General features: G+C 63.3%; 18 protein-coding genes. 10 read left to right on the top strand and 8 right to left on the bottom strand.

Annotated features, from left to right (window positions below; translation table 11 throughout):
- Window positions 1-214: 214 nt before the first annotated feature.
- Both CSQ93_RS18525 and CSQ93_RS18520 read left to right on the top strand, forming a co-directional pair.
- Complete coding sequence (locus CSQ93_RS18525; RefSeq protein WP_099379286.1) at window positions 215-1,135, top strand: bifunctional helix-turn-helix transcriptional regulator/GNAT family N-acetyltransferase; 921 nt, start codon at window positions 215-217, stop codon at window positions 1,133-1,135.
- Window positions 1,136-1,314: 179 nt separating this feature from the next.
- Window positions 1,315-2,376, top strand: a complete 1,062-nt coding sequence (locus tag CSQ93_RS18520; protein WP_158301284.1) for a GGDEF domain-containing protein — start codon at window positions 1,315-1,317, stop codon at window positions 2,374-2,376.
- Here the strand turns inward: CSQ93_RS18520 and CSQ93_RS28925 are convergent.
- Window positions 2,373-2,516, bottom strand: coding sequence for a hypothetical protein (locus CSQ93_RS28925; RefSeq protein ID WP_158300266.1), 144 nt, complete (start codon window positions 2,514-2,516; stop codon window positions 2,373-2,375). The two genes, CSQ93_RS18520 and CSQ93_RS28925, sit on opposite strands and share 4 nt — an antisense overlap.
- 122 nt (window positions 2,517-2,638) lie before the next feature.
- Between CSQ93_RS28925 and CSQ93_RS18515 the strand changes: the two genes are divergently transcribed.
- Together CSQ93_RS18515 and CSQ93_RS18510 are read left to right on the top strand one after the other, a co-directional pair.
- Window positions 2,639-3,649 (top strand): hypothetical protein, encoded by a 1,011-nt coding sequence (locus CSQ93_RS18515; RefSeq protein ID WP_158301283.1) that lies wholly within the window; start codon window positions 2,639-2,641, stop codon window positions 3,647-3,649.
- A 161-nt stretch (window positions 3,650-3,810) separates the two neighbouring features.
- Window positions 3,811-4,962, top strand: coding sequence for an AI-2E family transporter (locus CSQ93_RS18510; protein WP_099379283.1), 1,152 nt, complete (start codon window positions 3,811-3,813; stop codon window positions 4,960-4,962).
- A 1-nt stretch (window position 4,963) separates the two neighbouring features.
- Here the strand turns inward: CSQ93_RS18510 and CSQ93_RS18505 are convergent, their stop codons facing one another.
- From CSQ93_RS18505 to CSQ93_RS18495, 3 genes are all read right to left on the bottom strand, one after another.
- Complete coding sequence (locus CSQ93_RS18505) at window positions 4,964-6,694, bottom strand: methyl-accepting chemotaxis protein (protein ID WP_099379282.1); 1,731 nt, start codon at window positions 6,692-6,694, stop codon at window positions 4,964-4,966.
- A gap of 349 nt (window positions 6,695-7,043) precedes the next feature.
- Window positions 7,044-8,654, bottom strand: a complete 1,611-nt coding sequence (locus CSQ93_RS18500) for a toxin-antitoxin system YwqK family antitoxin (RefSeq protein WP_158301282.1) — start codon at window positions 8,652-8,654, stop codon at window positions 7,044-7,046.
- A gap of 41 nt (window positions 8,655-8,695) precedes the next feature.
- Entirely contained in the window at window positions 8,696-9,610 is a 915-nt protein-coding gene (locus CSQ93_RS18495; RefSeq protein WP_099379280.1) for a DMT family transporter, read from the bottom strand.
- A gap of 101 nt (window positions 9,611-9,711) precedes the next feature.
- Between CSQ93_RS18495 and CSQ93_RS18490 the strand changes: the two genes are divergently transcribed.
- The 3 genes from CSQ93_RS18490 (at window position 9,712) to CSQ93_RS18480 (ending at window position 11,793) form a co-directional block, all read left to right on the top strand.
- Window positions 9,712-10,500, top strand: coding sequence for an AraC family transcriptional regulator (locus CSQ93_RS18490; RefSeq protein ID WP_099379279.1), 789 nt, complete (start codon window positions 9,712-9,714; stop codon window positions 10,498-10,500).
- Between the two features lie 116 nt (window positions 10,501-10,616).
- Window positions 10,617-11,216, top strand: coding sequence for a MarC family protein (locus CSQ93_RS18485; protein WP_034781292.1), 600 nt, complete (start codon window positions 10,617-10,619; stop codon window positions 11,214-11,216).
- 31 nt (window positions 11,217-11,247) lie between these two features.
- Window positions 11,248-11,793 (top strand): DinB family protein, encoded by a 546-nt coding sequence (locus tag CSQ93_RS18480; RefSeq protein WP_099379278.1) that lies wholly within the window; start codon window positions 11,248-11,250, stop codon window positions 11,791-11,793.
- Here the strand turns inward: CSQ93_RS18480 and CSQ93_RS18475 are convergent.
- Window positions 11,758-12,948: an MFS transporter gene (locus CSQ93_RS18475; protein ID WP_099379277.1), complete on the bottom strand. Its 1,191-nt coding sequence runs from the start codon at window positions 12,946-12,948 to the stop codon at window positions 11,758-11,760. The two genes, CSQ93_RS18480 and CSQ93_RS18475, sit on opposite strands and share 36 nt — an antisense overlap.
- Window positions 12,945-14,126, bottom strand: a complete 1,182-nt coding sequence (locus tag CSQ93_RS18470; RefSeq protein WP_199534450.1) for a serine hydrolase domain-containing protein — start codon at window positions 14,124-14,126, stop codon at window positions 12,945-12,947. Before CSQ93_RS18470 ends, CSQ93_RS18475 begins: the two co-directional genes overlap by 4 nt.
- 114 nt (window positions 14,127-14,240) lie before the next feature.
- On the opposite strand from CSQ93_RS18470, the gene CSQ93_RS18465 reads away from it, so the two are divergent.
- The 3 genes from CSQ93_RS18465 to CSQ93_RS18455 all read left to right on the top strand — a co-directional run bounded on the left by CSQ93_RS18465 (window position 14,241) and on the right by CSQ93_RS18455 (window position 20,558).
- Entirely contained in the window at window positions 14,241-15,131 is an 891-nt protein-coding gene (locus CSQ93_RS18465) for a LysR family transcriptional regulator (protein ID WP_099379276.1), read from the top strand.
- A gap of 207 nt (window positions 15,132-15,338) precedes the next feature.
- Window positions 15,339-17,045 carry a methyl-accepting chemotaxis protein gene (locus CSQ93_RS18460; protein WP_099379275.1) on the top strand — a complete coding sequence of 569 codons (1,707 nt, stop codon included), beginning with the start codon at window positions 15,339-15,341 and terminating at the stop codon, window positions 17,043-17,045.
- 174 nt (window positions 17,046-17,219) lie between these two features.
- On the top strand, window positions 17,220-20,558 hold the full coding sequence (locus CSQ93_RS18455) for a DEAD/DEAH box helicase (RefSeq protein ID WP_233516244.1): 3,339 nt from the start codon (window positions 17,220-17,222) through the stop codon (window positions 20,556-20,558).
- A gap of 115 nt (window positions 20,559-20,673) precedes the next feature.
- Here CSQ93_RS18455 and CSQ93_RS18450 read toward each other — a convergent pair whose 3' ends face one another.
- Both CSQ93_RS18450 and CSQ93_RS18445 read right to left on the bottom strand, forming a co-directional pair.
- Entirely contained in the window at window positions 20,674-22,089 is a 1,416-nt protein-coding gene (locus CSQ93_RS18450; RefSeq protein ID WP_099379273.1) for a heavy metal sensor histidine kinase, read from the bottom strand.
- A complete protein-coding gene (locus CSQ93_RS18445) occupies window positions 22,086-22,796 on the bottom strand; it encodes a heavy metal response regulator transcription factor (protein WP_099379272.1) in 711 nt (236 codons plus the stop codon). Before CSQ93_RS18445 ends, CSQ93_RS18450 begins: the two co-directional genes overlap by 4 nt.
- Window positions 22,797-22,917: the final 121 nt, after the last annotated feature.

Here is a 22,917-nt window from a genome sequence, read left to right as displayed (position 1 = left end):
ACCGACAGGCGCGACTCTCATCGTGGCGCGGAGATCCATCTCCAACCAGACGCCGGATAGATTTAAGCAAGCCTACTCACATCATACAAAATCAGCTTGCAAAAAGGAGGGTGACCATAGATTTTTTATGTACGCCTGCATCCTGTCGCCATATTGACATACTTGCCAAAAGCAAGTAATAATCTGCCTTAAGCAAGCAAATAAGAGGTGTCACATGCAGACAGACCAACTCAGCGAACGCACGGAGATCGTGCGTCGTTTCAACCGTTTCTACACGCGCCAGATTGGCGTGCTGCATGAACACTTGCTGGATAGCGCGTTTTCGCTGACGGAAGTGCGCATCCTGTATGAACTGGCGCATCAGGCGCAACTGACCAGTGCGGACCTGTGCCGCGAGCTGGGCTTGAACGCGGGCTACCTGAGCCGTGTCATTGCCGGGTTCGAAAAGCAGGGGCTGATCGTGAAGACGCGCTCGCCCACGGATGCACGCGCGGCGCAATTGCAGCTGACCGAGCAAGGACAGCGCACCCTCGCGCCCCTGGTCGACGCTTCGCGGCGCGAAGTTGCCGCCATGCTGGAGCGCTTGCCGCCAACGGCGCAGCAGGAGCTGGTCGCTGCGATGGGGCAAATCCAGGGTTTGCTGGGAGAAACGTCACCCAGTTATATCCTGCGCAATCCACAGCCGGGCGACATGGGCTGGATCATCCACCGGCAAGCCGTGCTGTATGCGCAGGAATATGGCTGGAACAACGAATATGAGGCACTCGTTGCCGAGATTCTCGCCAAGTTCGTGCGCGAATTCGACCCGGCCCGTGAGCGCTGCTGGATCGCCGAAAAAGACGGCAAGGTGATCGGTTCCGTCTTCATCGTGCGCCAGGACGATACGACGGCCAAGCTGCGCCTGCTGTATGTCGATCCGTGCGCGCGCGGCCTGGGCATCGGCAGCCGTCTGGTCGATGAATGCCTGCGCTTCAGCCGCCAGGTCGGCTATACGAACATGGTGTTGTGGACCAACAGCATCCTCACCGATGCGCGCCGCATCTACGACAAGGCTGGCTTCCAGCTGGTCGAGGAAGAAGCGCATCACAGCTTTGGCAAGGACCTGGTCGGCCAGGTGCTGGCACGCGAGCTGTGACGCTCACTGTGGCGGCAGCAGGACACTGGCCGCCGTTTTCCTCGCCCCAGTCACCATTCCCCCCAAGAAACCAGTACACTAGTTCCTGAGCGCAACTAATTTTGCGCATGCACCAAGCCGCCTGCCGTTGCCGGGAGGCGCCCCTGCCGCAAGGCGTGTTGTCTGCCTGGACAAATGCAATGCTCACTTCGCGCAGCCTGTCTCCTGCCTTTTATTACCTGTTCTTTTCAGGAGAACGGGAGCAGCAGCAGCGCTTTTTCAAGGAACTGCATTTCATTTCGATAGCCATCCTGACGTTTGGCCTGGTCTGCTGGCTGGTCACGTTCAGCCTGACCTTGCCGCGCGCCTCGCTCGATCATGCGCAAGCGGCGCTGGGCGTGACGGGCATGCTGGTCGGGCTGCTGCTGACCGTGTATGCGAAGTCCTTGCAGGCCATCATTGCCAGTGGGACGATCAGCGTGCTGTTCATCGCTTTCAGCTTTCGCGTGCTGATGCTGGGCACGGAAGATCCCGCTTTCTGGGTATTGCCGCTGGGCGTGATGATCACCCTGACGACGGCGCCCATCTTCAGCGGCATCGCGTATTACCTGGGCGTGTCGCTGTGCGTGTGGGCCATTCTGGGGCTGGGGCAGTTTCCCGTGCATGCGGGCCAGGCAGACCAGCATTGGCCCGTGCTGGCCGTCACCATCAGCGTGATCATCGGCCTGGCGCTGAATATCTATTTTCTCGTCTTGCGCATCCATAACTACCGCGCCCAGCGCGAACTGGCGACGATGGCTTACAAGGATGGCTTGACCGGGCTTAACAACCGACGCATGTTTACGCAAAGCGCCCGCGCCCTGCAGCGCACGGCGCGCACGCCCGCCTACTTCCTGATGATCGACATCGACGACTTCAAGCAAATCAACGATGTGCATGGCCATGACGTGGGCGATGAGGTACTGAAAAAGATCGCCGAAGTGATCGGTGGACTGTCGGGCGAGCACCTGTGCGGCCGGCTGGGCGGCGAGGAGTTTGCCGTGATTTACCTGGGCGAAAAGAACGCGGCCTGCGCCTTTGCCGCGCAACTGGTCGACAGCGTCGAGGCGGCCTTTGTGCCGGAACGCAAGGTGTCCGTCAGCATCGGCATGGCGGAACTGATCAAGGAAGCGGACTTGTCGCACAGCTACCGGCGCGCCGATGAGTCCTTGTACCAGGCCAAGAAAAGCGGCAAGAACCGCTACGTGCTCAACGCCGCCTAGGCATTGCCGCCGGGTTTGGCATCTAGCAGCGCCAGCAAAGCTTGCGGCGCAATCTTCCACGGGTCGCGCTGCTCCGGGTCCACCTCGTCCCAGCTGTCCAGGGCGCCGATCTTGAGGATGGAAATGGTGATCTTGGCCATGACAACGGGACAGTGATTCAATAGCCAAGCTTAGCAGAAAGGGATTTATTCCTGAAATGCTAAGATCGCGGCCCGCGCATGCCGGCAACCAGTCCGGCATGGCGTCTCGACAAGGATGGCCATTGAACACCCCAGGAAAAATCACTCTGCGCATGCTGACGCTGTGCGCCGCCCTGTGCTTGCCGCTTTCCAGCATGGCACAAGTCATTTCTACCGAAGATGCCGCCTTCGTGGCCGCCACCGTGCCCGTGCCATCGCCGCCGCTGCGCCTGAGTGCGCACCCGGAGATCCGCGCCGACGTCTTCAAGCTGCTCGGCTATGCGCGCGGCAGCTATACACAGGGCAACACCCTGATCGCGCGCCAGGTGCTCGACAGCATGCATTCACTCGATGACATCACGCGCACCATGCTGCCCGACGGACGCTCGGTGCTGGCCTCCATCGATGCCGGCACGCACGGTGCATGGCGCGCCGCCATGCTGTTCGATCCGCAACGCAAGCTGCTGGCCCTGGGCCTCGTCAACGGCCATTGCCAGGCCGCCATCGGCGACGCCGGCCCCGCTTGCCTGCCGTCCACGCACGCTGTACTGACCCTGTTCCTGCCGCCGGGCGCGGAGGACGAGACGGCCGCGCCGCTTCTGGTCTGGGCGCGGCAACTGCCGACCATGCTGGCACAGGGTGCGCCGGAACAGCGGCAAAGTATTGCTGTGGTGGAATACATCACCACCCGCCCCGACCAGCCTGGCTGGGAGCCGCGCGACGTGCCGCCCGGCTTTCCCGCCAGCCTGCTGCACCTGCTGCTGCCGAATGCGGAGTTGAACAGCAGTTCCAGCGGCGGCAAGATCGTCACACCGGCCGGTCTGGCCGGTTTGCCCATGCGCACGCCCACAGAAGCGGCCGAGGCGGGCGACGAGCCCATGCCCGATGCCGACATCACCGTGCGCAGCTATGCCGATTTCCACTGGGTGCTCAACACCTACGCCAAGCTGGCCAAGGGCGCGCAAGTAAAGGGCCATGACGACAAGGTCGTGTTCACCGGCAGCGATACGAGCGGCCGCTATACGGTGACCTTGCGCGAGCCCAACAAGGACGATGGCGTCTTCATCACCGTGGCAAGCTGGCGGGAAAAATAAGCGCAAGAGCAGGGAAAGCATTGCCATTCCGCACAAGAGCATGGCATTTTGGCATTTTGCGGTATGATTTCCGGCCGTGCGGCGCGGCCCGATCCCTGCCTTGCCCACCCTGCCCTTCAAGCCAGTCACGCTTGCGTCGCCTCCTGCCCTAAGGAATTCATATGTTCGGTTTTAACTTGCGCGTTGCCAAGATGGTGTGGACGGCTTTCCTCATCGCCTTCCTGCTCTTTCTCACCTACAAGGTCTCGTCGACCCTGATCGTGGTGGTATTTGCCATTTTCTTCAGCTATCTCGTGTACCCGCTGATCGGCCTGCTGGAGCGGTATGGGCCGAAGCGCTTGCCGCGCACGGCCAATATCGGCATCGTCTTCCTGGTGGTGATCCTGCTGGTGGCGGTGCTGGGCTCCATCTTCGGCGCGCGCATCGAGGAGGAAGCGATCAAGCTCAGTGATCAGTTGCCGACCCTGCTCAAAGGCAACAACTTTGCCGAGCGCATCCCATTGCCGGAATTCATGGAACCGTTGCGCGCGCGCCTGCTGTCGTTCATGCAGACGCAGCTGAGCAGCAGTACGGGACAAGCCATGCCGCTGGCGAAGGAACTGGGCTTGACCGTCATGCATGCGGCCAGCAACCTGATCTATCTGGTGCTGGTGCCCGTGCTGAGTTTTTTGCTGATCAAGGAAGGGCCGGACATGCGCGACGGCTTGCTGTCCCTGCTGAACCGCCCGAACAAGAAACTCTGGGGCGCCATCATCGATGACCTCGACATCTTGCTGTCGCGCTATGTGCGCGCCCTGCTGCTGCTGTCGATCGCCACCTTTGTCTCCTACAGCATCGCCTTTTCCCTGATGGGCGTGCCGTACAGCCTGCTGCTGGCTGGCGCGGCCGCCTTGCTGGAATTCATCCCGTTTGCCGGCCCGCTGGCCGCCGCCGTCATCGCCGTGGTCGTGGCCGGTTTCAGCGGTTTCGAGCACGTGTTCTGGCTGATCGGCTTTATCGCCGCCTACCGTTTGTTCCAGGATTACGTGGTCAATCCCTACCTGATGAGCGAGGGTGTGGAAGTGAGCCCGTTGATGGTGATCGTCGGCTTGCTGGCCGGCGACCAGTTGGGGGGCGTGGTGGGCATCTTCCTGTCCGTGCCCGTGATGGCGGCCATCAAGATCGTCTTCGTGCGCGCGCGGGCGGCATTGCAGGCGCGCCATGATGCGCATGAGAAAGCGGAACAGGCGGCGGAAGAAGCGCGCGCCCAGGCCCTGGCCGAGGCGGCGCGATTGCAGGAACAGGGCAGCAAGGCCACCCTGCCGGCGCAGTAACTTAGAACTCTTCCCACTCGCCGCTATTGTCCGCGGCAGGTTTGGCTGGACGCGGTTTTGCTGCAGCGGCAGGTGCTGCAGCGGCGCGGGCCGGCGCCAGGCGCAGGGCCGGACGTTTCAAGGCCGTGCTGGCGGCAGCCACGACAGGCTTGCGCAAGGCAGGCTTGGCGGCAGGACCGCTATGGTTGGCATCGAGTTTGAAGATGCTGACCATCTCGGCCAGCGCAGCCGCCTGCTCCTGCATGGATTCCGAGGCGGCCGCCGCTTCTTCCACCAGCGCCGCATTCTGTTGCGTCACGGTATCCATTTCCGCCACGGCTTGATTGATCTGGCCGATGCCCAGTTCCTGCTCGCGGCCGGCGGCGCTGATTTCGCCCATGATGTCCGTCACGCGGCGGATGCTGGAGACGATCTCGTCCATCGTCGTGCCCGTCTGGCTGACCAGCGCGCTGCCGGCGCCCACGTTCTGCACCGACGCTTCGATCAGCATCTTGATGTCCTTGGCGGCGCTGGCCGAGCGGTGCGCCAGGTTGCGCACTTCCGTGGCGACGACGGCAAAGCCGCGGCCTTGCTCGCCGGCACGGGCCGCTTCCACGGCCGCGTTCAGAGCCAAGATGTTCGTCTGGAAGGCGATGCCGTCGATCACGCCGATGATATCGGCGATCTTTTTCGACGATTCGCTGATGGTACCCATGGTGTCGACCACTTGCGCCACCAGTGCGCCACCTTTCACGGCCACGTCCGAGGCCGACACGGCAAGCTGGTTGGCCTGGCGCGCATTGTCGGAATTCTGCTTGACGGTCGAGGTCAGTTCTTCCAGCGAGGACGCCGTTTCTTCCAGGCTCGACGCCTGCTGCTCCGTGCGGCTCGACAGATCCAGGTTGCCCGAGGCGATTTCATTGCTGGCCGTGGCGATGGCGCCGCTGCCGTCGCGCACGCCGCGCACGGTGGTCGACAGGCGTTCCTGCATTTTCTGCAAGCCCGTCAGCAAGGCGCCCATCTCGTCGTTGCGCGTGATGACGATGTCATTGGCAAGGTTACCGTCGGAAATGGCACCGAAATGGCGCAGGGCCTGGTCCAGCGGGTTAAAGATGGCGCGCAGCAGCAAAAAGCTGGAAATAATGGTCAGCAAGGCGCCGACGATCATGCCGCCGATGGCCATGGCCACCTGGCTGCGATAGCTGGACTGGCTGGCCGCATACATCGCGGCGGCCGAAGTGGCCTGGTATTGCGTCAATGTTTCGGCGGCCTGGTCCAGGGTGCGGTACAGCGGCGTCAGTCCCGACATCATCAAACCGTCCGCTTGTGCAACGTTGCCTTCACGCAAAGCCTTGCTCATGACCAGCAAGCCGTTGCTCATGTAATCGCTGCGCTTCTTGTCCATGTCGTCGGACAGGCGCTTTTCGTCCGTGCTTTGCGGCAAGGCCAGGTACACCTTCCAGGACTTGTTGGACGCTTCCATGAATTGTTCCGCACGGGCCAGGGTATCCTTGGCATCGGCCGCTTCGGGGTGCACCATCACGCGGTCCATCGTGAACCGCGCGCGGCCCAGGGAAATCTGCGATTCGCCGATCGCTTGCGTCGATGCCAGCTGATTGCTGTAGACCTCGTTGAGGCTGTTGTTGGCCGATTTCAGGCTGATGATACTCATGACGCCCAGCACGGCGATCAGCAAGCCCAGCACACTCATGGTGGCGATCAGGCGCATTTTTATTGTTATATTCGACAGCATGCAGTTTCCTTGGTAGGGGCGCAACCATGCCTGCGCTCACCAAACGGGATAGCAGCAAGCGCCAGACGGGCGGGTCACGTGAATTGTTCAGGACAGGTCGATACGGCGTGTGCGGCGGCAGGGGGGAAGGCGGCCCGCGCATATCGTCAGGAGTGAAAGACAGATCAACAGGGTTGAGGTTTTCTGTACTTTTATTTCCTGACTGCAAGATACAGGGAAAGATTACTAGTAGCAACATCCAGCATGGATTTTCACGCTTTGTAACAAGCGGATGATGTTTTTTGCGCAGAACTGGCATTCCGCAATCGTGCGCGCTCGCGCCGGAATGCCATTTATGTTAGCCAATTAGTTAATACATGGTTTCTTCGATGAGCTGGCCATCGTCGCGGAAGTACTGGAAACGGCCCGTTTTCCTGCCCATGTTGTAGGCGCCGATCTGCTTCGGTTTTCCATTCTGGAAATTCTCGATGTTGACGCCATGCAGCACGCCCTTGTGCCAGTTGCGGTGAAATTGCGGCACTTCGCCATCGGGATAAAACAGGGTTTCCGCGCCATCGCGCTTGCCGCCGGCAAAGCTGCCCTGGTAACGCCGCTTGCCATCCGGATAAAAGCTCTCCATCGGGCCATCGAGGTCGCCCAGGCGGTAATGTTCGGCCAGTTCCAGCTGGCCGCTGGCCGCGTATTGTTCCAGCTTGCCGTCGGGCTTGCCGTCGATCATCGTCAACACTTGCCAGCCGCCGTCCGGCGTCGCCTTCTTCCACGGCCCCTGTTTCACATCATTGACGTAGTTGCCGCCACCGCCAGGTTCGACCCACTGGCCCTGCTTCTTGCCATTGACATAGTTACCTTGCCATTGCACCACGCCATTGACGCGGCGTTCGCTGGGACCGTTCAAGCGGTCTTTCACAAACGTGTCGTAACCGGTGAAACTGTGCATGTCCGCTGCGCGCCACTCCTCCACGCCCGGACTCACTTCCCAACGTCCCGTGCGCTGGCCACGCTGCATCATGCCCGTCGTCGTTTCATCGCCGCTTTCATACGTCCATGGCCCTTCGGCCTTGTCATCGACGAAGGCGCCAGACGAGCGGATGGTGAGCGGCTCTTCATAGTGCCACTGCCCCGTGCGCTTGCCCTGCGCATACAGGCCGCGGGCAAACACGCTGCCCGTGCAGCAATTCACGTCGTATTCGATGAGCAGCCCGTCCTGGCTGGCGGCAAAGCGCTGCGGCTGCGTTTCCCAGGTGATCCACTTGACGTGATAACTGGGCGCGCGGCCCCCTTCCCATCCCTTGCCCAGCAGATAGGTCACCGTGAGGAAATGGCCGTCCTTTTCCTCGAAGGTTTTTTTATAGGCAAATGCCGGCGCGTCCGCCGGCTTGCCGGGCAATAACTCGCCATCGATATTGAAATAGCCGACCAGGGTGCCATGGCCATGCTCGATGGCGTCGAACTCGGCCACGCCCGTGGGCGCGTAGGCGATGCTGTAGTCGATCAGCTGCAAACGGCCCAGCGTGGCGCGCACCTGCGCCTCGTCCATGGTTTTCGCTCCGCGCACGATGGCGTCCAGGACCGGCTGCAAGGTGGCCACCTTGAACATCCTGCCGCCGCTGCGCTCGTAACGGTAGGCATGCAAGTTGTATTGACCATCGTTGCGGCTGAGCACCAAGGTGGTTTCGCCTTCGCTGTCGAGGTCAAGCTGGAACACGGCCGCGATGCTGGCCTTGCCATACTTGTCCAGGTTCATGCGTTTTTCACTGATCCCGTTGCACTGGCAGTAGTAGCCGTTGACTTCGCCATTTTCCCGCAGGAAGGCCAGCACCACGCCGCCGTCGCGGCGCTCGACAACGCTGGCGGTGGCCATCGGCTTACCCTCATAGAACCGCGCCGCCGCCTGTGCCGGCGCCAAGTTACCCAGCGCCAGCAGCGCCGCCATCGTGCTTATCCAAAATGTTTGCCGCATGCCCACTCCACTGCCTGAAAAGCGCCATTATGCATGGCCGTTCAGGCAAGACCGGACACGCCAGGACGCTGGCGCCACAGGGGCCGCTGCACCGTCTGCGCCAGCAGCACGCCCAACAGCGAAATGCCGCCGCCGACCAGGTGGTACACATGCATGCTTTCGTGCAACCAGACGATGGCCAGCAGGGCCGTCAGCAGGGGCAGCAGGTTGACGTAGATGCTGCAGCGGTTCGGCCCCAGCAGTTTGACCCCTTCGATCCACAGGTAGGACAGGACGATGGACGAACCGATGCCCGCGTAGCCGATCAGCGGCAAGGTGGTGGCGTCCAGCCGGGCGCTGCCGGGCGGCAGCAGCAGGAACAGCGGCAGCATGCACGCCAGGGCTGCCAGCGCCTGGCAATAAATAGCTTGCCAGGCGGGAATGGACAGACGCCAGCGGCGCAGCAGCACGCCGTACAGGGCAAACACCAGGCAAGCGAGCAGCATCAGCGCGTCGCCCGCATGCACGCCTTGATGCAGCAAGGCCAGCACGTCGCCGCGCCCTACCAGATACAGCAAGCCGCCAAACGACAGCACGCCGCCGGCCGTCATGCCGACCGTCAATCGCTCGCCCAGCAGCAGCACGCTGAGCAGGGCAGTCATCAGGGGCGCCAGCGCCGTGACGATGGCCATATTCGTCGCAGTGGTGCTTTCCGCGGCGCGGTAGGACAGGCTCTGGAACAGCGCCATCGACATCACGCCGCACAGCGCCAGCTGCCACCACTGGCGGCGGATGGCGGCACGGTTGCGCCACAGGGGGCGGGCGATAAACGGCGTCATCACCAGCAAGACCAGCACCAGGCGGTAAAAAGTGATGGCTGTGGGGGCGATGCTGGACGCGGCCAGCTTCGAGACGACGACGTTGCCGGCCCACAGCAGCATGGCCAGAAACGGATACAGATAAGCGCGCACAGGCATGCGAAACTCCGGGAATAGTTGCGGGGAACCATCATGCCGTAGGCACGCCGCGCCTTCTCGCGCTAAGATGTCCATACCTATCGCAAAACTGACCTTATTTAATGGATTGCACGTCTCCCGCCTTTCAGGAATTGCTGCCCGTCACGGCGCGCGCCATGGCGCTGGCCGTCGACTATGCGCATGGCCACGTGATTTCCGTGCACCGCCACACGCATGCGCAATTGCTGTACGCCATCGAAGGCGTGATGACCATCGAGGCGCAGGGCGGGCGCTGGGTGGTGCCGCCCACGCGCGGCGTGTGGTTGCAGCCCGGCATCGCGCACCAGGTGCGCATGAGCGGCGCCGTGAAAATGCGCACCGTCTTCATCGATTGCGCCAGCTCGCCCTTGCTGCCGCGCCACAGTTGCGTGCTCGACATCAGCCCCCTGCTGCGGCAACTGATCGTGGCGGCCGTCGACATCGCGCCCGACTTTACGGAAGGCAGCCGCGACTGGCATCTGCTGCAATTGCTGTTGCACGAGCTCGACAGCCTGCCCGTGCTACCCCTGTATCTGCCCTTGCCTTCTGACGCGCGCCTGCGCGGCATTTGCGCGCGGCTGATGGCGCAACCGGGCGAACAGCAGACGGTGGCGCACTGGGCACAGGAGCTGGCGATCACCGAGCGCAGCCTGCACCGCTTGTTCCAGAAACAGACGGGCATGCGCTTTGGCCAGTGGCGCCAGCAGGCGCGCTTGCTGCGGGCACTGGAACAATTGGCGCATGGCAGCAAGGTCATCGACGTGGCCATGGACAATGGCTACACCAGCCAGAGCGCGTTCACCGCCATGTTCAAGAAGCATTTTGGCACCACGCCCAGCGCGTTTTACCAGGCAAAAGTCATCGCAGCGTAAAAAAAATGCTGCTATGCATCAATAATCATGGGCGATAGCCGCCGCTCTTGTTATCATCGCAAGCCTTATCGCACCGCGCCCATCCTGGCAGCGGTGTTGACCTCAATCACACCACCATGACACAGAATTTCTTCCAGACTTTTATCCTGCTCTTGCTCGTCACCGATCCGTTCGGCAACGTTTCCCTGTTCGTCAATGCCCTGAAACGGGTGCCCATCGAGCGGCGCTGGAAAGTCGTGGTGCGCGAGTGCCTGATCGCCTTCGGCATCTTGCTGCTGTTTATGTTCTTCGGCCGCCATTTCCTGAACGCCTTGCAATTGTCGGAAGTGGCCCTGCGCATCGGCGGCGGCGTAATTTTGTTCCTGATCGCCATGCGCATGGTGTTTCCGCAGCCAAACGCGGGCAATAGCGACCACGAGATGGGCGGCGAACCGTTCATCGTGCCGCTGGCCATCCCCGCGCTGGCCGGCCCGTCGGCCCTGGCCACCGTGCTGCTGTTTTCCTCGCATGAAATGAACGAAGTCATCGCCCATGTGGCGGGGCTGACGGCCGTGGCCGTCGTCTGGCTGGCCGTCTTCCTGTGCGCCGAACGCTTGCAGCGGGCCTTGGGTCCAAGGGTCATGACGGCGTTCGAGCGCCTGATGGGCTTGATCCTGACGGCGATGGCCATAGAAATGTTGCTGGCCGGCATACGCGCGTTCCTGAAATCCGTTTAATATTGTCATTCATCCACTGAGGGAGTCCAGCATGAGCCGTTGCGCCCACCTTTGCCTGATGGCCGATTACAACCAGTGGATGAATGCCAAGGTGTACGCGGCGGCGGCCAGCCTGCCGCCCGGCGAGCTGCAGCGCGAGCGGGGCGCTTTTTTTGGCTCCCTGCTGGCCACCCTGAACCACGTGATGGTGGGCGACACCTTGTGGCTGCAGCGCTATGCCAAGCACCCGGCCGGCTTCCCCCTGCTCGATCCCATCCGCGCCATCACGCCGCCTGCCTCGCTCACGCACCCGCTGTTCGCGGCCGAGGATTTTGGCGCCATGCACGCGCACCGGCAATGGCTGGACCAGCTCATCGTAGCCTGGGCAGCCTCGATCACGGAAGCGGACCTCGACCATCTGCTCGATTACCGCAACAGCAAGGGGCCGAACCGACGCGAGTTTTTCAGCCTGCTCATGCATTTCTTCAACCACCAGACGCATCACCGGGGCCAGGCCAGCACCCTGCTGTCGCAAGCGGGCGTGGATATCGGCGACACGGATTTACTGTTTCGCATCCCCAACCATATCGAAGACTGACGACAGCCGGTACAGCCACGCTTTCACGGCAATCGCCGCCAGCGCCAAGGCACCCAGCAGCGCGCCGCAAGCCAAGGCCCCCTGCATGCCGCAGGACTCGATGGCCATGCCTCCCGCCAATGCACCCACCGTCACGCCCAGGTTGATGGCGGCGATATACACGCCGATGGCGAACGCGGGCGCCTCGCGCGCTTCGCTGCTGAGCCACACTTGCGTGACGATCAGCCCGCTCGTGTGCGCGGCGCCCCAGAACAGCAGCATCACGGCCAGCGCCGCCCAGCCGGTTTCGCTACCCGCATAGCGGTACAGCAGCCAGTACGCCAGTCCCAGCAGCAGGGGTTGCAGCAACACCGTGCGCAGCACGTGCGTGCCGAGCTGACGCCCCGCGAACAGATTGCCCGCCACGCCACCCACGCCAAATACCACCAGCGCCAGCCCCGTCTGGCGCGCCGACAAGCCCGCTTCCTGCTGCAGGTAGGCCGCCGCATACGCATACACGGCAAACATGGCGGCAAATACGAGCACGGCGGCGGCAATATTGAACCACAGGGCCGGTTTGCGCAGCACGGCCAGCTGGCGGCCATACGCCAGCGGCGCCTCGCACGGCGTGTCCGGCAAGAACAGGAATAGCCCAAGCGCCGCCAGGGCATTGACGAGCGCGCAGGCAAGGAACGATGCCTCATAACCATACTGCGCGGCGATCCACGTCGTGAGCGGAATGCCCAGCACCATGCCCATGCTGGTACCCGTAAACGCATGCGCGCCGGCCCGCGCCGCCTGTTGCGGCGGGTACAGGGCGGCAGCGGCCACCATGGCCAGCGAGAAATACACAGGGTGGAACAGGGCCGGCACGATGCGCAGCGCCAGCAGCACCTCGAAGCGGGGCGCATACGCCGACACCACGCTAGCCAGCGCGAACACCAGCAGGGACGCGATCAGCACGGGTTTGCGGCGCCAGCGCGTGGCCAGCAGCACGAGGAAGGGGCCGCCAACGGCAATCACCAGGGCGAACAGACTCACCAATGAGCCTGCCTGCGCGGCCGTCACGTCGTAGCGACGCATGATCATCGGCAAGATGCCGACCACGCCAAACTCGATGCAATACACGCCGAACAGGCCCAGCGCAAGGAAGACGATGGGGTGCGGGCGCGTCATTGTCCCGGCTCCCGGCCATACACAGCCTGGCACAGTTCCGTCACGAACGGCCCCGCCATGCCTTCCAGTGCCGTATTCGTGAACGCCACCACGGACAGTTCCTGCGCTGGGTCGACAAACCACGAGTGGCCATACGTGCCGCCCATGCGCCAGCTGCCCGTGGATTCCGGCGTGGCGGCCGCAAGCGGATCCGTCAAGACGGTAAAACCCAGGCCGAAACCACGACCGGGCCAGAACGGCAAATCGAAGCCACCGGTCTGGTTTTCTCCCATCTGGCGCGCCAGCGCCGGCGGCAGCAGCGGCGCGCCGCCCAGGCGCAAGGTTTCCAGCAAACGCATGAAGTCGGGAGCCGAGCCGACCATGCCGGCACCGCCGGACGGGTAGGCGTGCGCGTCGCGGGCACGCGCCGCAGATAAGGTAAAACCTGCCATGCCATCAAGAAACGGCAGATGGTCTTCGCCCTCGTCCAGCAAGCGGCGCGGCTTGGACTCTCCCGCTGCGCGGTCCGCATATGCGACGGCCAGGCGCGCCGGGTCGCTAGCCAAAAAGCCCGTGTCGCGCATGGCCAGCGGCGCCGTCACCAGCTGTGCCACGGCGTGCGCCAGCGGCCAACCAGTCACCGCTTCGATCACGGCGCCCAGCACGTCGGTGGCGATCGAGTACGCCCAGCGCCCGCCCGGTGCATACGCGAGCGGCACGGTGGCCAGGCGCCGCAGGTTGTCTTCAAGATTCACGGGCGACGCGTCCATGCCATCCGACACCCCGGCCTGCGCATACGCGCCGCCCGGCGGCTGGAAAAAGCCATAGTCGAGTCCTGCCGTGTGCGTGAGCAGATGCCGCACGGTGAGCGCCGCCACGGCGCCGTCCGGCTGGCGCGGCGCGAAATACGGCAGCCAGCGCACTACCCGATCGTCCAGCCCCAGCCGACCCTGCCCCACCAGCGCCAGCGCGGCCGTCGAGACGATGGGTTTGCTGACGGACGCGAGGCGGAAGACGGCATCCTCGCGCATGGGCGTGCCCGTTTCACGGTCCAGGTAGCCGGCCGCGCGGCGATACACGTCCTGGCCGCGCTGGCGCACCAGCACCACGGCGCCCACCAGGCGCTGCCGCTGCAACACGACGTCCAGCAAGGGATCGATGCGGGTGGACAGGGCCGCGGGAGAGAAGTTGTACATCATGGCGCAGCCTTTCAAATGATCAGGCTGCCAAGGTAAGCCAGGCGCGATCAAAGAAAAACAGGCTATAGTTTCCGTCTGTGCGGACGCTGGCATCCGCAATCAAAGAGGAACCACATGGATAACCTGGCAGGATTCACGGCCTTCGTGCAGGCGGCGGAGACGCGCAGTTTTGTGGCGGCGGGCCGGGTGCTCGGCATTTCCGCCTCGGCCGTGGGCAAGAGCATTGCGCGGCTGGAAGAGCGCCTCGGCGTGCGACTGTTTCACCGCAGCACGCGCAGCATCGCGCTCACCAGCGAGGGTACCGTGTTCCTGGAACGCTGCCGGCGCATCTTGAGTGAGATCGAGGCGGCCGAGTTGGAGTTATCCAATAGCAAGAGCACGCCCCGAGGCCGGCTGCGCGTCAGCCTGCCGCAGGTAGGCAGCTTGCTCAATCCCGTGCTGGCCGCATTTGCGCGCGCCTATCCGCTGGTGGAACTCGACCTCGATTTCAGCGACCGCCGGGTCGACGTGATCGAGGAAGGCTACGACGCCGTTGTGCGCGCGGGAGAGAGCGCCGACAGCCGTTTGATGAGCCGTCAGCTGGGCCAGTTCCAGCTGCAGTTGGTGGCCGCGCCCGCCTACCTGGCGCAACATGGCACGCCGCGACTTCCCGCCGAGCTGGCGCAGCACACTTGTTTGCTGTACAAGTTTCCCAGCAGCGGCAAGGTCGAAGCCTGGCCCTTGCCCGAGTGGCCTGCCCTGCACGCGGCCGGCTTGCCGGCCCTGCTCAACTGCAACAATGTCGAGACCCTGCTGCACTTTGCCGAAAGCGGCCTGGGCATCGCCGCCCTGCCCGACTTTGCCGTGCGCGCGGCGCTCGCCGCAGGCCACTTGCAGCCGGTGCTGGACACGCACCGCCAGCACGACGGCGCCTTTCGCATCCTGTGGCCCAGCAGCCGTCACCTGACGCCGAAACTGCGCGCCTTCATCGACTTCCTGGCCAAGCACGTGTTTCCGGAAAATTAAGACCGCATCCAGCGCCGCGCTCGTTGTTTCCACACGACAACTTATTTAATTTGCTACCAATTTTTAAACTTTTCGCGGACTTGATACAAGTTTTTGTATTGCAGTGCGGAATTTTGAGGAACAATTACAGGCTGGCCGCCCTTACGTATAAACCCGTAGCCCTGGCCTGTCGACGTTTTCCTTCACTTCCGCAACACGAAAGCAATCATGTCACTCACACAATTCAAAATCGGCACCCGGCTCGGGATCGGGTTTGCTGTCGTCCTCGGCCTGCTGGTGGCCGTCTTGCTCGTCGGCCTGTATTCCATGGGGCAACTGAGCGCACGCACGCACGACATCGTGGCCGACAAGAACGTCAAGATGGCGGCCGCCAATACCATGAGCGACAACGTGCGCAACATTACCCTGGCCATCACGAGCATTGTGGTGGCGCCGACGGAAGCGCTGGTGCAGGCGGAACTGGCCAAGATCGGCGAGTCGCGCAAGAAATACGGCGCCGCCAAGGAAACCTTGCAAAAGAAAATCTCGACGGACAAGGAAACGGCGCTGATGGCCGAACTCGATGCCGCCCTGAAATCGGGCGCGCCGCTGAACAACAAGGTCATCGAGCTGCGCAATGCGGGCCAGACGGAAGAGGCGATCGCCTTTTTGACGCAGCAGGCGGCACCGAGCCTGAAAATCGTGCTGGGCGCGCTCGACAGCCTGGTCGCGTATGAAGCGCAGCAGGCGGCGCAGGCGGCAACGGACGCCGAAACGCTGAGCACGAGCGCGCGCGCCTCCATGATTGCCCTGGGCAGCGTGGCCGTGCTGCTGGGCGCTTTTGTTGCCTGGATCATCACCCGCTCGATCACCCAGCCCATCAATGCGGCCGTCAGCGTGGCCGAAACCGTGGCTTCGGGCGACTTGTCGTCGCACATCGTCGTCAATTCCAGCGATGAAACGGGCCGCCTGCTGGGCGCCCTGAAAGCCATGAATACCAGCCTCTTGGGCGTGGTGGCGCAAGTGCGCCACGGCACGGATGCGATCTCCACGGCATCGAGCGAAATTGCCGCCGGCAACCTCGACCTGTCGTCACGCACAGAAGAGCAAGCCAGTTCGCTGGAAGAAACGGCGTCGGCCATGGAAGAATTGACCTCGACCGTGAAACAGAACGCGGACAATGCGCGCCAGGCCAACCAGCTGGCGAAAAGCGCGTCGGAAGTGGCCGTGCGCGGCGGCAGCATCGTCTCGCAAGTGGTCGACACCATGGGCACCATCAACGCGTCGTCGAAGAAAATCGTCGACATCATCGGCGTCATCGACGGCATTGCCTTCCAGACCAACATTTTGGCCTTGAACGCGGCCGTGGAAGCGGCGCGCGCAGGCGAGCAGGGACGCGGCTTTGCCGTCGTGGCAACGGAAGTGCGTAATCTTGCCCAAAGATCGGCTGGCGCAGCAAAAGAAATCAAGGAACTGATCGCCGCGTCCGTCGCCAACGTGGAGACGGGTTCGCGCCTCGTCAATGAAGCGGGCCAGACCATGGGCGACATCGTCGACAGCATCGTGCGCGTGACCGACATCATGGGAGAAATTACCTCCGCCACGCACGAGCAGACCATCGGCATCGAGCAAATCAACATGGCCATCGCGCAGATGGATGAAGTGACGCAGCAAAACGCGGCCCTGGTGGAAGAAGCGGCGGCCGCTTCGCAAAGCATGCAGGAACAGGCCGGCGAACTGGCGCACGTGGTGGGCTTCTTTAAAACCGGCAACCATGTTGCCAGCGCACCCAAGCTGACGCCTGTGCGCGCCGCGCCAGCCGCGGCAAAAATCCCGGCCCCTGCAACCAGGCCCGCACCCGCGCGCAAGGCCGTCGCAGCCGCGCCGGCACGCCGCAGCAATGCGGCTGCCGAGAGCGAATGGGAAGAGTTTTAACGAATAGCAACATCCTCCCCGCAAGAAAGCCAGGCAGGAAGTTGCTGCCTGGCTTTTTTTCGTCCGCAATCACCACTTTTTTTGCGGCAAAGCCCACGCAATAGACAAAAGTGCAAAACGTGCACCGCGCATACGCTTTACAATCCTCGCTCGCTTTACAAAATATTGGTCATCATGAATCAGGCAGAACAGCAGCGCCTCCTGGCTATCCTGGAGTATTGGCACAAGATCGAATTCTTTATCCCGTTTGACCTGAATCAAATCACGGACGTTGAAGACCAGTCCACCGTGCGTCTCCTACACCGCGAACAGCTGGCGCAATTGCCGCTGCAGTTCGCCACGCAATGGCAAGTGCCATCCGACCGCGAGATCGACGGCTTCTCGCTGTTCCTCGGCGTGTTCGACAAGGCCGAAATCAACAAGGCTTGTCCGCCAGCCAACGGCCCGGAAAACATGGCCGAAACAGAAAAAACAGAACTGCTGGGACGCTCGTGCTTTGCCCGCCTGTCCCTGAATGCGCTGGGCGAGCCGCAGTTCGACCCCGTGTCCGTGTCGACCTTGCCGTGGGCCCTGGGCCGCGCCCGCACGCCGGACTGGTCGGGCCTGAGCCTGGATGCCTTCAGCGACAGCCAGCTGGCGCTGCAAGACAGCCTGCGCAACTTCGCCGCCGCTCGTGCCCCGCAGCAGGTGACGGACGAAGCGGGCAATGTCTCATCGCCCCTGTCCGGCATGGAAATCGCGGCCCTGGCCGACCTGCTGCGCGACTGGGCCGGTTTCCACCCATCCGCCAGCCAGCCGCTGGCCGTGCTGGAATTGCGCACGCGCAAGAAACGCGCGGCCGTGGCGGACGCCGATGCACTGGAGTCCAGCCAGAACCGCAGCCTGGACTTCGGCGACGCAGTGGAACCCTCGATCGATATCCTCAACAGTTTTTACCTGGACGACCTGGAACAGATCATCCGTGCCTTGCGTGGCGGCAAGTTGCCCGCGACGGTGGCCGCCTACCTGACGCCGCTGGCGCAGGACGAGCGCATTGACCTGTACAGCTCGGCCGGACGCCAGGCGCTGGCCGCCATGCTCAATCCGGCCAACATGAACCGGGGCCACTGGCTGGAAGACGCCAGCTACGCCATGAGCCTGATGCAGCAGTTCGCCATCCACGGCGCGCGCACGGGCTTGAGCGAGCGGGGCATCTTTTCCGTCAATGGTCCGCCGGGCACGGGCAAGACGACCTTGTTGCGCGAATTGTTCGCCGACAACATCGTGCGCCGCGCCAGCGTGCTGTCCTGCCTGGACCGCGCCGGCGACGCCTTCATCGGCAAGGTGGCCGTGGCCTTCGAAGGCGTGCGCGACCCGATCACCATCGCGCGCTTGCGCCCGGAACTGACGGGCTTTGAAATGGTCGTCGCTTCGTCGAACAATGCGGCGGTGGAAAACATTTCCGGCGACCTCCCGAAACCGAAGCAGCTAGGCAAGGAATGGGCGCGCACGCGTTACTTTGAAAGCGTGGCGCGCCGGGTCGTGGCCGACGGCAATGGTGCCAACCGCGCCTTGAGCGAGGCGGAAGCGCCATGGGGCATGATGTCCTGTGCGCTGGGCAACAGCGCCAACCGCCGCCGCTTCGTCAGCAATTTCTACGACGATGACTGGGACAAGACCACGGCGCGCAAGACACCGAATGCGCAAAATATCCGCCAATGGCTGGCCAGCTACCAGGGCGTCAGCTTCGCCCAGGCGGCGCGCGAGTTTCGCGAGACGGAACACGTGGTGGAAAAGGCCCTGGCCGAGCACGCCCAATACGCGGCCCTGTGGCAAGCCGTGGGCACCTGCACGGAAGCCGATTTCATCGAGGCCAGCCAGCAAGCGCTGATCGCTGCAGAACAAGAAATGGATGCGGCGAATGGCGCCCTGTCCAACGCACTGGCGCAGCAGGACACCCTGCTCGCCAGCAAGAAGGAATTGCTGGAAGAGGAACGCCTGGTGGCGCTGACGCAGCCCGGTTTCTTTGCCCGGCTGTTCCGCACGGCACCGGCGCGCGCCTACAAAGAGGCCGTCGTGGCCAATGCCGAAGCACAACGCCAGGCTGCGCGCGACGTGTCCGCCATCAAGCTGCTGCTCAAGGGCGAGCTGGAGCCGCGCTGCGAGCGCGCCCGCAATACCCTGCACATCGCCCTGCGCACGGCGCAATCGCGCCAGCGCGAATGGGATGACAGCACGGAGCTGCTGCGCCGCGCGCGCATGCGTTTCCCCACCATTATCGCGCCGGCGAGCCTGGACGAGCTGGACGGCGACGCCCTGCAAATTGGCGGCCTGTGGCATGAACCGGCCCTGGCCCGCCTGCGCTCGCGCCTGTTCGCCAAGGCCCTGGCCCTGCATGAAGCGTGGCTGGCGGAAGTGGCAAAGAAGGGCGGTCCCGGCTTTGGCGGCAACTTGCTGGCCGTGTCGAAATTGCTGAAAAACAAGCGCGCCTATGACCAGTCGCACATCGCCATGGTCTGGCACAGCCTGTTCATGGTAGTGCCCGTCGTGTCGACGACGTTTGCCTCGTTCGCGCGCCAGTTCCAGGGCATGGGTCCCGAATCGCTGGGCTGGCTGTTCATCGATGAGGCGGGCCAGGCCGTGCCGCAAGCGGCGCTGGGCAGCCTGTGGCGCGCCAAGCGCGCCGTCGTCGTGGGCGACCCGCTGCAGATCGAACCCGTGTTCACGGTACCGGGCCGCCTCGTGCAAACCCTGTCCGCCCTGTCGCCGCACACACAGGATGGCAGCTATGCGCCAACGTCCGTTTCCGTGCAGACACTGGCGGACAAGGCCAACCGCTATGGCGCGACTGTCGGCACCGGCAGCGCACAGCCGCTGTGGATCGGCAGCCCCCTGCGCGTGCACCGCCGCTGCGTGGAACCGATGTTCTCGCTGGCCAACAGCATCGCCTACGAAGACAAGATGGTCTATGGCTTAGCTGACCGCATGCCGCCGGCTGGCGCGCGGGGCCTGACGCGGGGCGCCAGCCACTGGATCGACGCCGTCGGCCCCGTCAGCTACAAGCAGGTGGTGCCGGTGCAGCTCGATTTCGTGCTGGAAGTGCTGCTGAAACTGTATCGCCGCGACGGCAAGCTGCCCGACATGTATGTGATTACGCCGTTCAAGGCCGTGCGCAACGAATTGCGCTCGCGCATCGTCGACATGGACTGGGACCGCCGCCTCGGCTACGGCAAGGCGCCGACGGCGCGCGAATTGCGCCAGTGGAGCAGCCAGATGGTGGGCACCGTGCACACCTTCCAGGGCAAGGAGCAAAGCGTGGTGATGCTGGTTCTCGGCGCCGACGACAGCACGGTAGGCGCGGCGCAATGGGCTGCCGCCACGCCGAACCTGCTCAACGTGGCCCTGACGCGCGCGCAGCATTATGTGTACATCGTCGGCAACCCGCAGCTGTGGGGGCAGTTGCCTCACTTTGCGCCAGCGTGTGCGCAGTTGCCGCATACGGGCATGCATGAGTTTTTGGTAGAAATGGGCTAAACGGGGAAGGTCAGCTGCGTAGGTCGGATTAGGTGAGGCCGCCGAGGTCCGCAGGACCGTAATCCGACACAGCCAACGCCAACAATATTGTCGGATGACGCGTGGCTTCGCCCCGCTAATCCAACCTACGCTGCGTTGGAAACGTGAGGGTAAATGTCGTGGCGGCCGCATCCGACGCGACCGTCGCGCTGCCGCCATGCAATTGCATGATGGCCGTGACGATGGCCAGGCCCAGGCCTGTGGAAGCGGCCGAATCGCTGCGGGCCGGGTCGGCGCGATAAAAACGCTCGAACAGGTGCGGCAAGTGGCGCGCGGGGATGGCGGGGCCCAGGTTGCTCACGCTCAATTCCACGCCCTCGTTCGTCGCGTGAGCGCGCAATAAAATCGTGCTGCCGGGTGCCGCGTGGCGGATGGCGTTCGACAGCAGATTGCCCAGCGCGCGGCGCAGCAGTTGCGGCTCGGCCGTCACATTGCCGCTGCCGTGGCAAGCCAGCGCCAGCTCGCGCTCCTCGGCCAGGCCCTCAAAGAAATCGGCCAGCCTTAAAAACTCGTCCTGTACGGGCAAGACCTGTTTGACGAGTACCATTTCATCCTGCTGCGCGCGCGCCAGAAACAGCATGCTGTCGATCATGCGCGACAGCCGTTCCAGCTCTTCCACATTCGACGACACCAGCTGTTCATACTCGTGCGCACTGCGCGGGCGGGCCAGCATCACCTGGCTTTGTCCCAGCAGATTGGTGACGGGCGTGCGGAATTCATGCGCCAGGTCGGCGGAAAACTGCGACAGCCGCGCATAGCCTTCCTGCAGCCGCGCCAGCATGGCGTTCAGGGCCTGGATCAGCGGCAGCAGCTCGCTCGGCGCGCCGCGCGCATCGAGTTGCTGCTCCAGCTTGCCCGGCCGCACGAGGGCCGCATGGGCCGCGATATTGCGCAGCGGCCGCAATCCCCGCAGCAGCATCAAGCTCGCCAGCAGTGCCGCCACCAGCGCGCTGACGGCCACCGAGACGACGATCTGCCAGCGGTAGGCGGCAAACATGGCCGTGCGGTCGCCATAGACCCGGGCGACGGAGATGTCGGCCATCTGCGCCGGCTCGCCGATGCGCGCGCTGGCAGCAACGACCCTGGCCGGATAGCCGTCGCGGCTGGTCCAGCTGACGATGGCGCTGTCCGTCACGGGCGCATCGACGGCGACAGGAACAGCATGCGCCACCGTCTCGCCGTTCGGATTGACATCGATCAAACGCGTGCCATCGGCGCGCACGATGCGCACCAGGGAATTTTCTTGCCCGCTCATGGTGTCGCGGAAATACTGAGGCCGCTCGCGGATGATGTCGAGGGTGCCCGCATTGCCCAGCAACTGCTGGATCTGCCGCAATTTCCCCAATAATAAAATGTCGTCGCGGCGCTCGATTTCCGCCACGAATGAACGGTACAAATGCATGCCCAGCCCGGCCGACACGAGGGCCACGATCAGCACGAAGACGAGCGTGACGCGCAGGGTCAGCGAGCGGCGGAGTTGCGCCAGCGTCATGGGGCGGCGCCGTTGTCAGGCGCCGTGGGCGCGCGCAATTCGCAGACATAACCCATGCCCCGCAAGGTGTGGATCAGCTTGGGTTCGAACGGATCGTCGAGCTTGCTGCGCAGGCGGCGGATGGCCGCGTCGATGACATTGGTGTCGCTCTCGAAATTGATGTCCCACACTTGCGAAGCGATGATGGCGCGCGACAAGACCTCGCCCTGGCGCAGCGCCAACAGGTGTAGTAAACCGAATTCCTTGGCCGTCAGGGTGATGCGCTGGCCTTGGCGGCTGACCTTGCGTTTCATCACATCGATTTCCATGTCGCCGATGCGGATGACGTCGTCTTCGCGCGGCGGCCCGCGCCGCAGCAGGGTACGGATGCGCGCCACCAGTTCCGCAAAGGCGAATGGTTTCACCAGGTAATCATCGGCGCCCAGTTCCAGCCCTTTCACGCGGTCCTGCACCTCGTCGCGCGCCGTGAGGAAAATCACGGGCACGTCCGCGCCCCCCTCCTGCAGCCGCAGCGCGCGCAAGACTTGCCAGCCATCCATGATAGGCAGCATGACGTCGAGCACGATGAGGTCGGGTGACTCCGTACTTGCCATGTGCAAGCCATCGCGACCATTGCGCGCCAGGCTCACCGTAAAGCCGGACTCGGCCAGACCGCGCAGCAAATAGTCGCCCGTCTTCGGTTCGTCTTCAATTACCAGGATACGCATGGCCACTTTCTAAAGAGAATATGAAACCATTCTACGCCGCGCACACACGGCCGCGGATGATAAAAATGTCATGTGGCGATCATCTTCTCGTAGAGCAATACTGGCCATACTGGGGCCATTG

Origin of the sequence: Janthinobacterium sp. BJB426, from assembly GCF_002735705.1 — a bacterium.
Taxonomy (GTDB): domain Bacteria; phylum Pseudomonadota; class Gammaproteobacteria; order Burkholderiales; family Burkholderiaceae_D; genus Janthinobacterium.
Note: the sequence above shows the minus strand (reverse complement) of the source record. Positions and strands in the feature narration are given on the sequence as shown.

Bases quoted from the DNA above. Each gene is read 5' to 3' on its own strand.
- CSQ93_RS18450 (WP_099379273.1), bottom strand. From the start codon at position 22,089: ATGACGCTGGCGCAACTCCGCCGCTCGCTGACCCTGCGCGTCACGCTC.
- CSQ93_RS18495 (WP_099379280.1), bottom strand. From the start codon at position 9,610: ATGCCTGTGCGCGCTTATCTGTATCCGTTTCTGGCCATGCTGCTGTGG.
- CSQ93_RS18520 (WP_158301284.1), top strand. From the start codon at position 1,315: ATGCTCACTTCGCGCAGCCTGTCTCCTGCCTTTTATTACCTGTTCTTT.
- CSQ93_RS18525 (WP_099379286.1), top strand. From the start codon at position 215: ATGCAGACAGACCAACTCAGCGAACGCACGGAGATCGTGCGTCGTTTC.
- CSQ93_RS18500 (WP_158301282.1), bottom strand. From the start codon at position 8,654: ATGCGGCAAACATTTTGGATAAGCACGATGGCGGCGCTGCTGGCGCTG.
- CSQ93_RS18490 (WP_099379279.1), top strand. From the start codon at position 9,712: ATGGATTGCACGTCTCCCGCCTTTCAGGAATTGCTGCCCGTCACGGCG.
- CSQ93_RS18465 (WP_099379276.1), top strand. From the start codon at position 14,241: ATGGATAACCTGGCAGGATTCACGGCCTTCGTGCAGGCGGCGGAGACG.
- CSQ93_RS18480 (WP_099379278.1), top strand. From the start codon at position 11,248: ATGAGCCGTTGCGCCCACCTTTGCCTGATGGCCGATTACAACCAGTGG.
- CSQ93_RS18475 (WP_099379277.1), bottom strand. From the start codon at position 12,948: ATGACGCGCCCGCACCCCATCGTCTTCCTTGCGCTGGGCCTGTTCGGC.
- CSQ93_RS28925 (WP_158300266.1), bottom strand. From the start codon at position 2,516: ATGGCCAAGATCACCATTTCCATCCTCAAGATCGGCGCCCTGGACAGC.
- CSQ93_RS18445 (WP_099379272.1), bottom strand. From the start codon at position 22,796: ATGCGTATCCTGGTAATTGAAGACGAACCGAAGACGGGCGACTATTTG.
- CSQ93_RS18460 (WP_099379275.1), top strand. From the start codon at position 15,339: ATGTCACTCACACAATTCAAAATCGGCACCCGGCTCGGGATCGGGTTT.
- CSQ93_RS18470 (WP_199534450.1), bottom strand. From the start codon at position 14,126: ATGATGTACAACTTCTCTCCCGCGGCCCTGTCCACCCGCATCGATCCC.
- CSQ93_RS18510 (WP_099379283.1), top strand. From the start codon at position 3,811: ATGTTCGGTTTTAACTTGCGCGTTGCCAAGATGGTGTGGACGGCTTTC.
- CSQ93_RS18485 (WP_034781292.1), top strand. From the start codon at position 10,617: ATGACACAGAATTTCTTCCAGACTTTTATCCTGCTCTTGCTCGTCACC.
- CSQ93_RS18505 (WP_099379282.1), bottom strand. From the start codon at position 6,694: ATGCTGTCGAATATAACAATAAAAATGCGCCTGATCGCCACCATGAGT.
- CSQ93_RS18455 (WP_233516244.1), top strand. From the start codon at position 17,220: ATGAATCAGGCAGAACAGCAGCGCCTCCTGGCTATCCTGGAGTATTGG.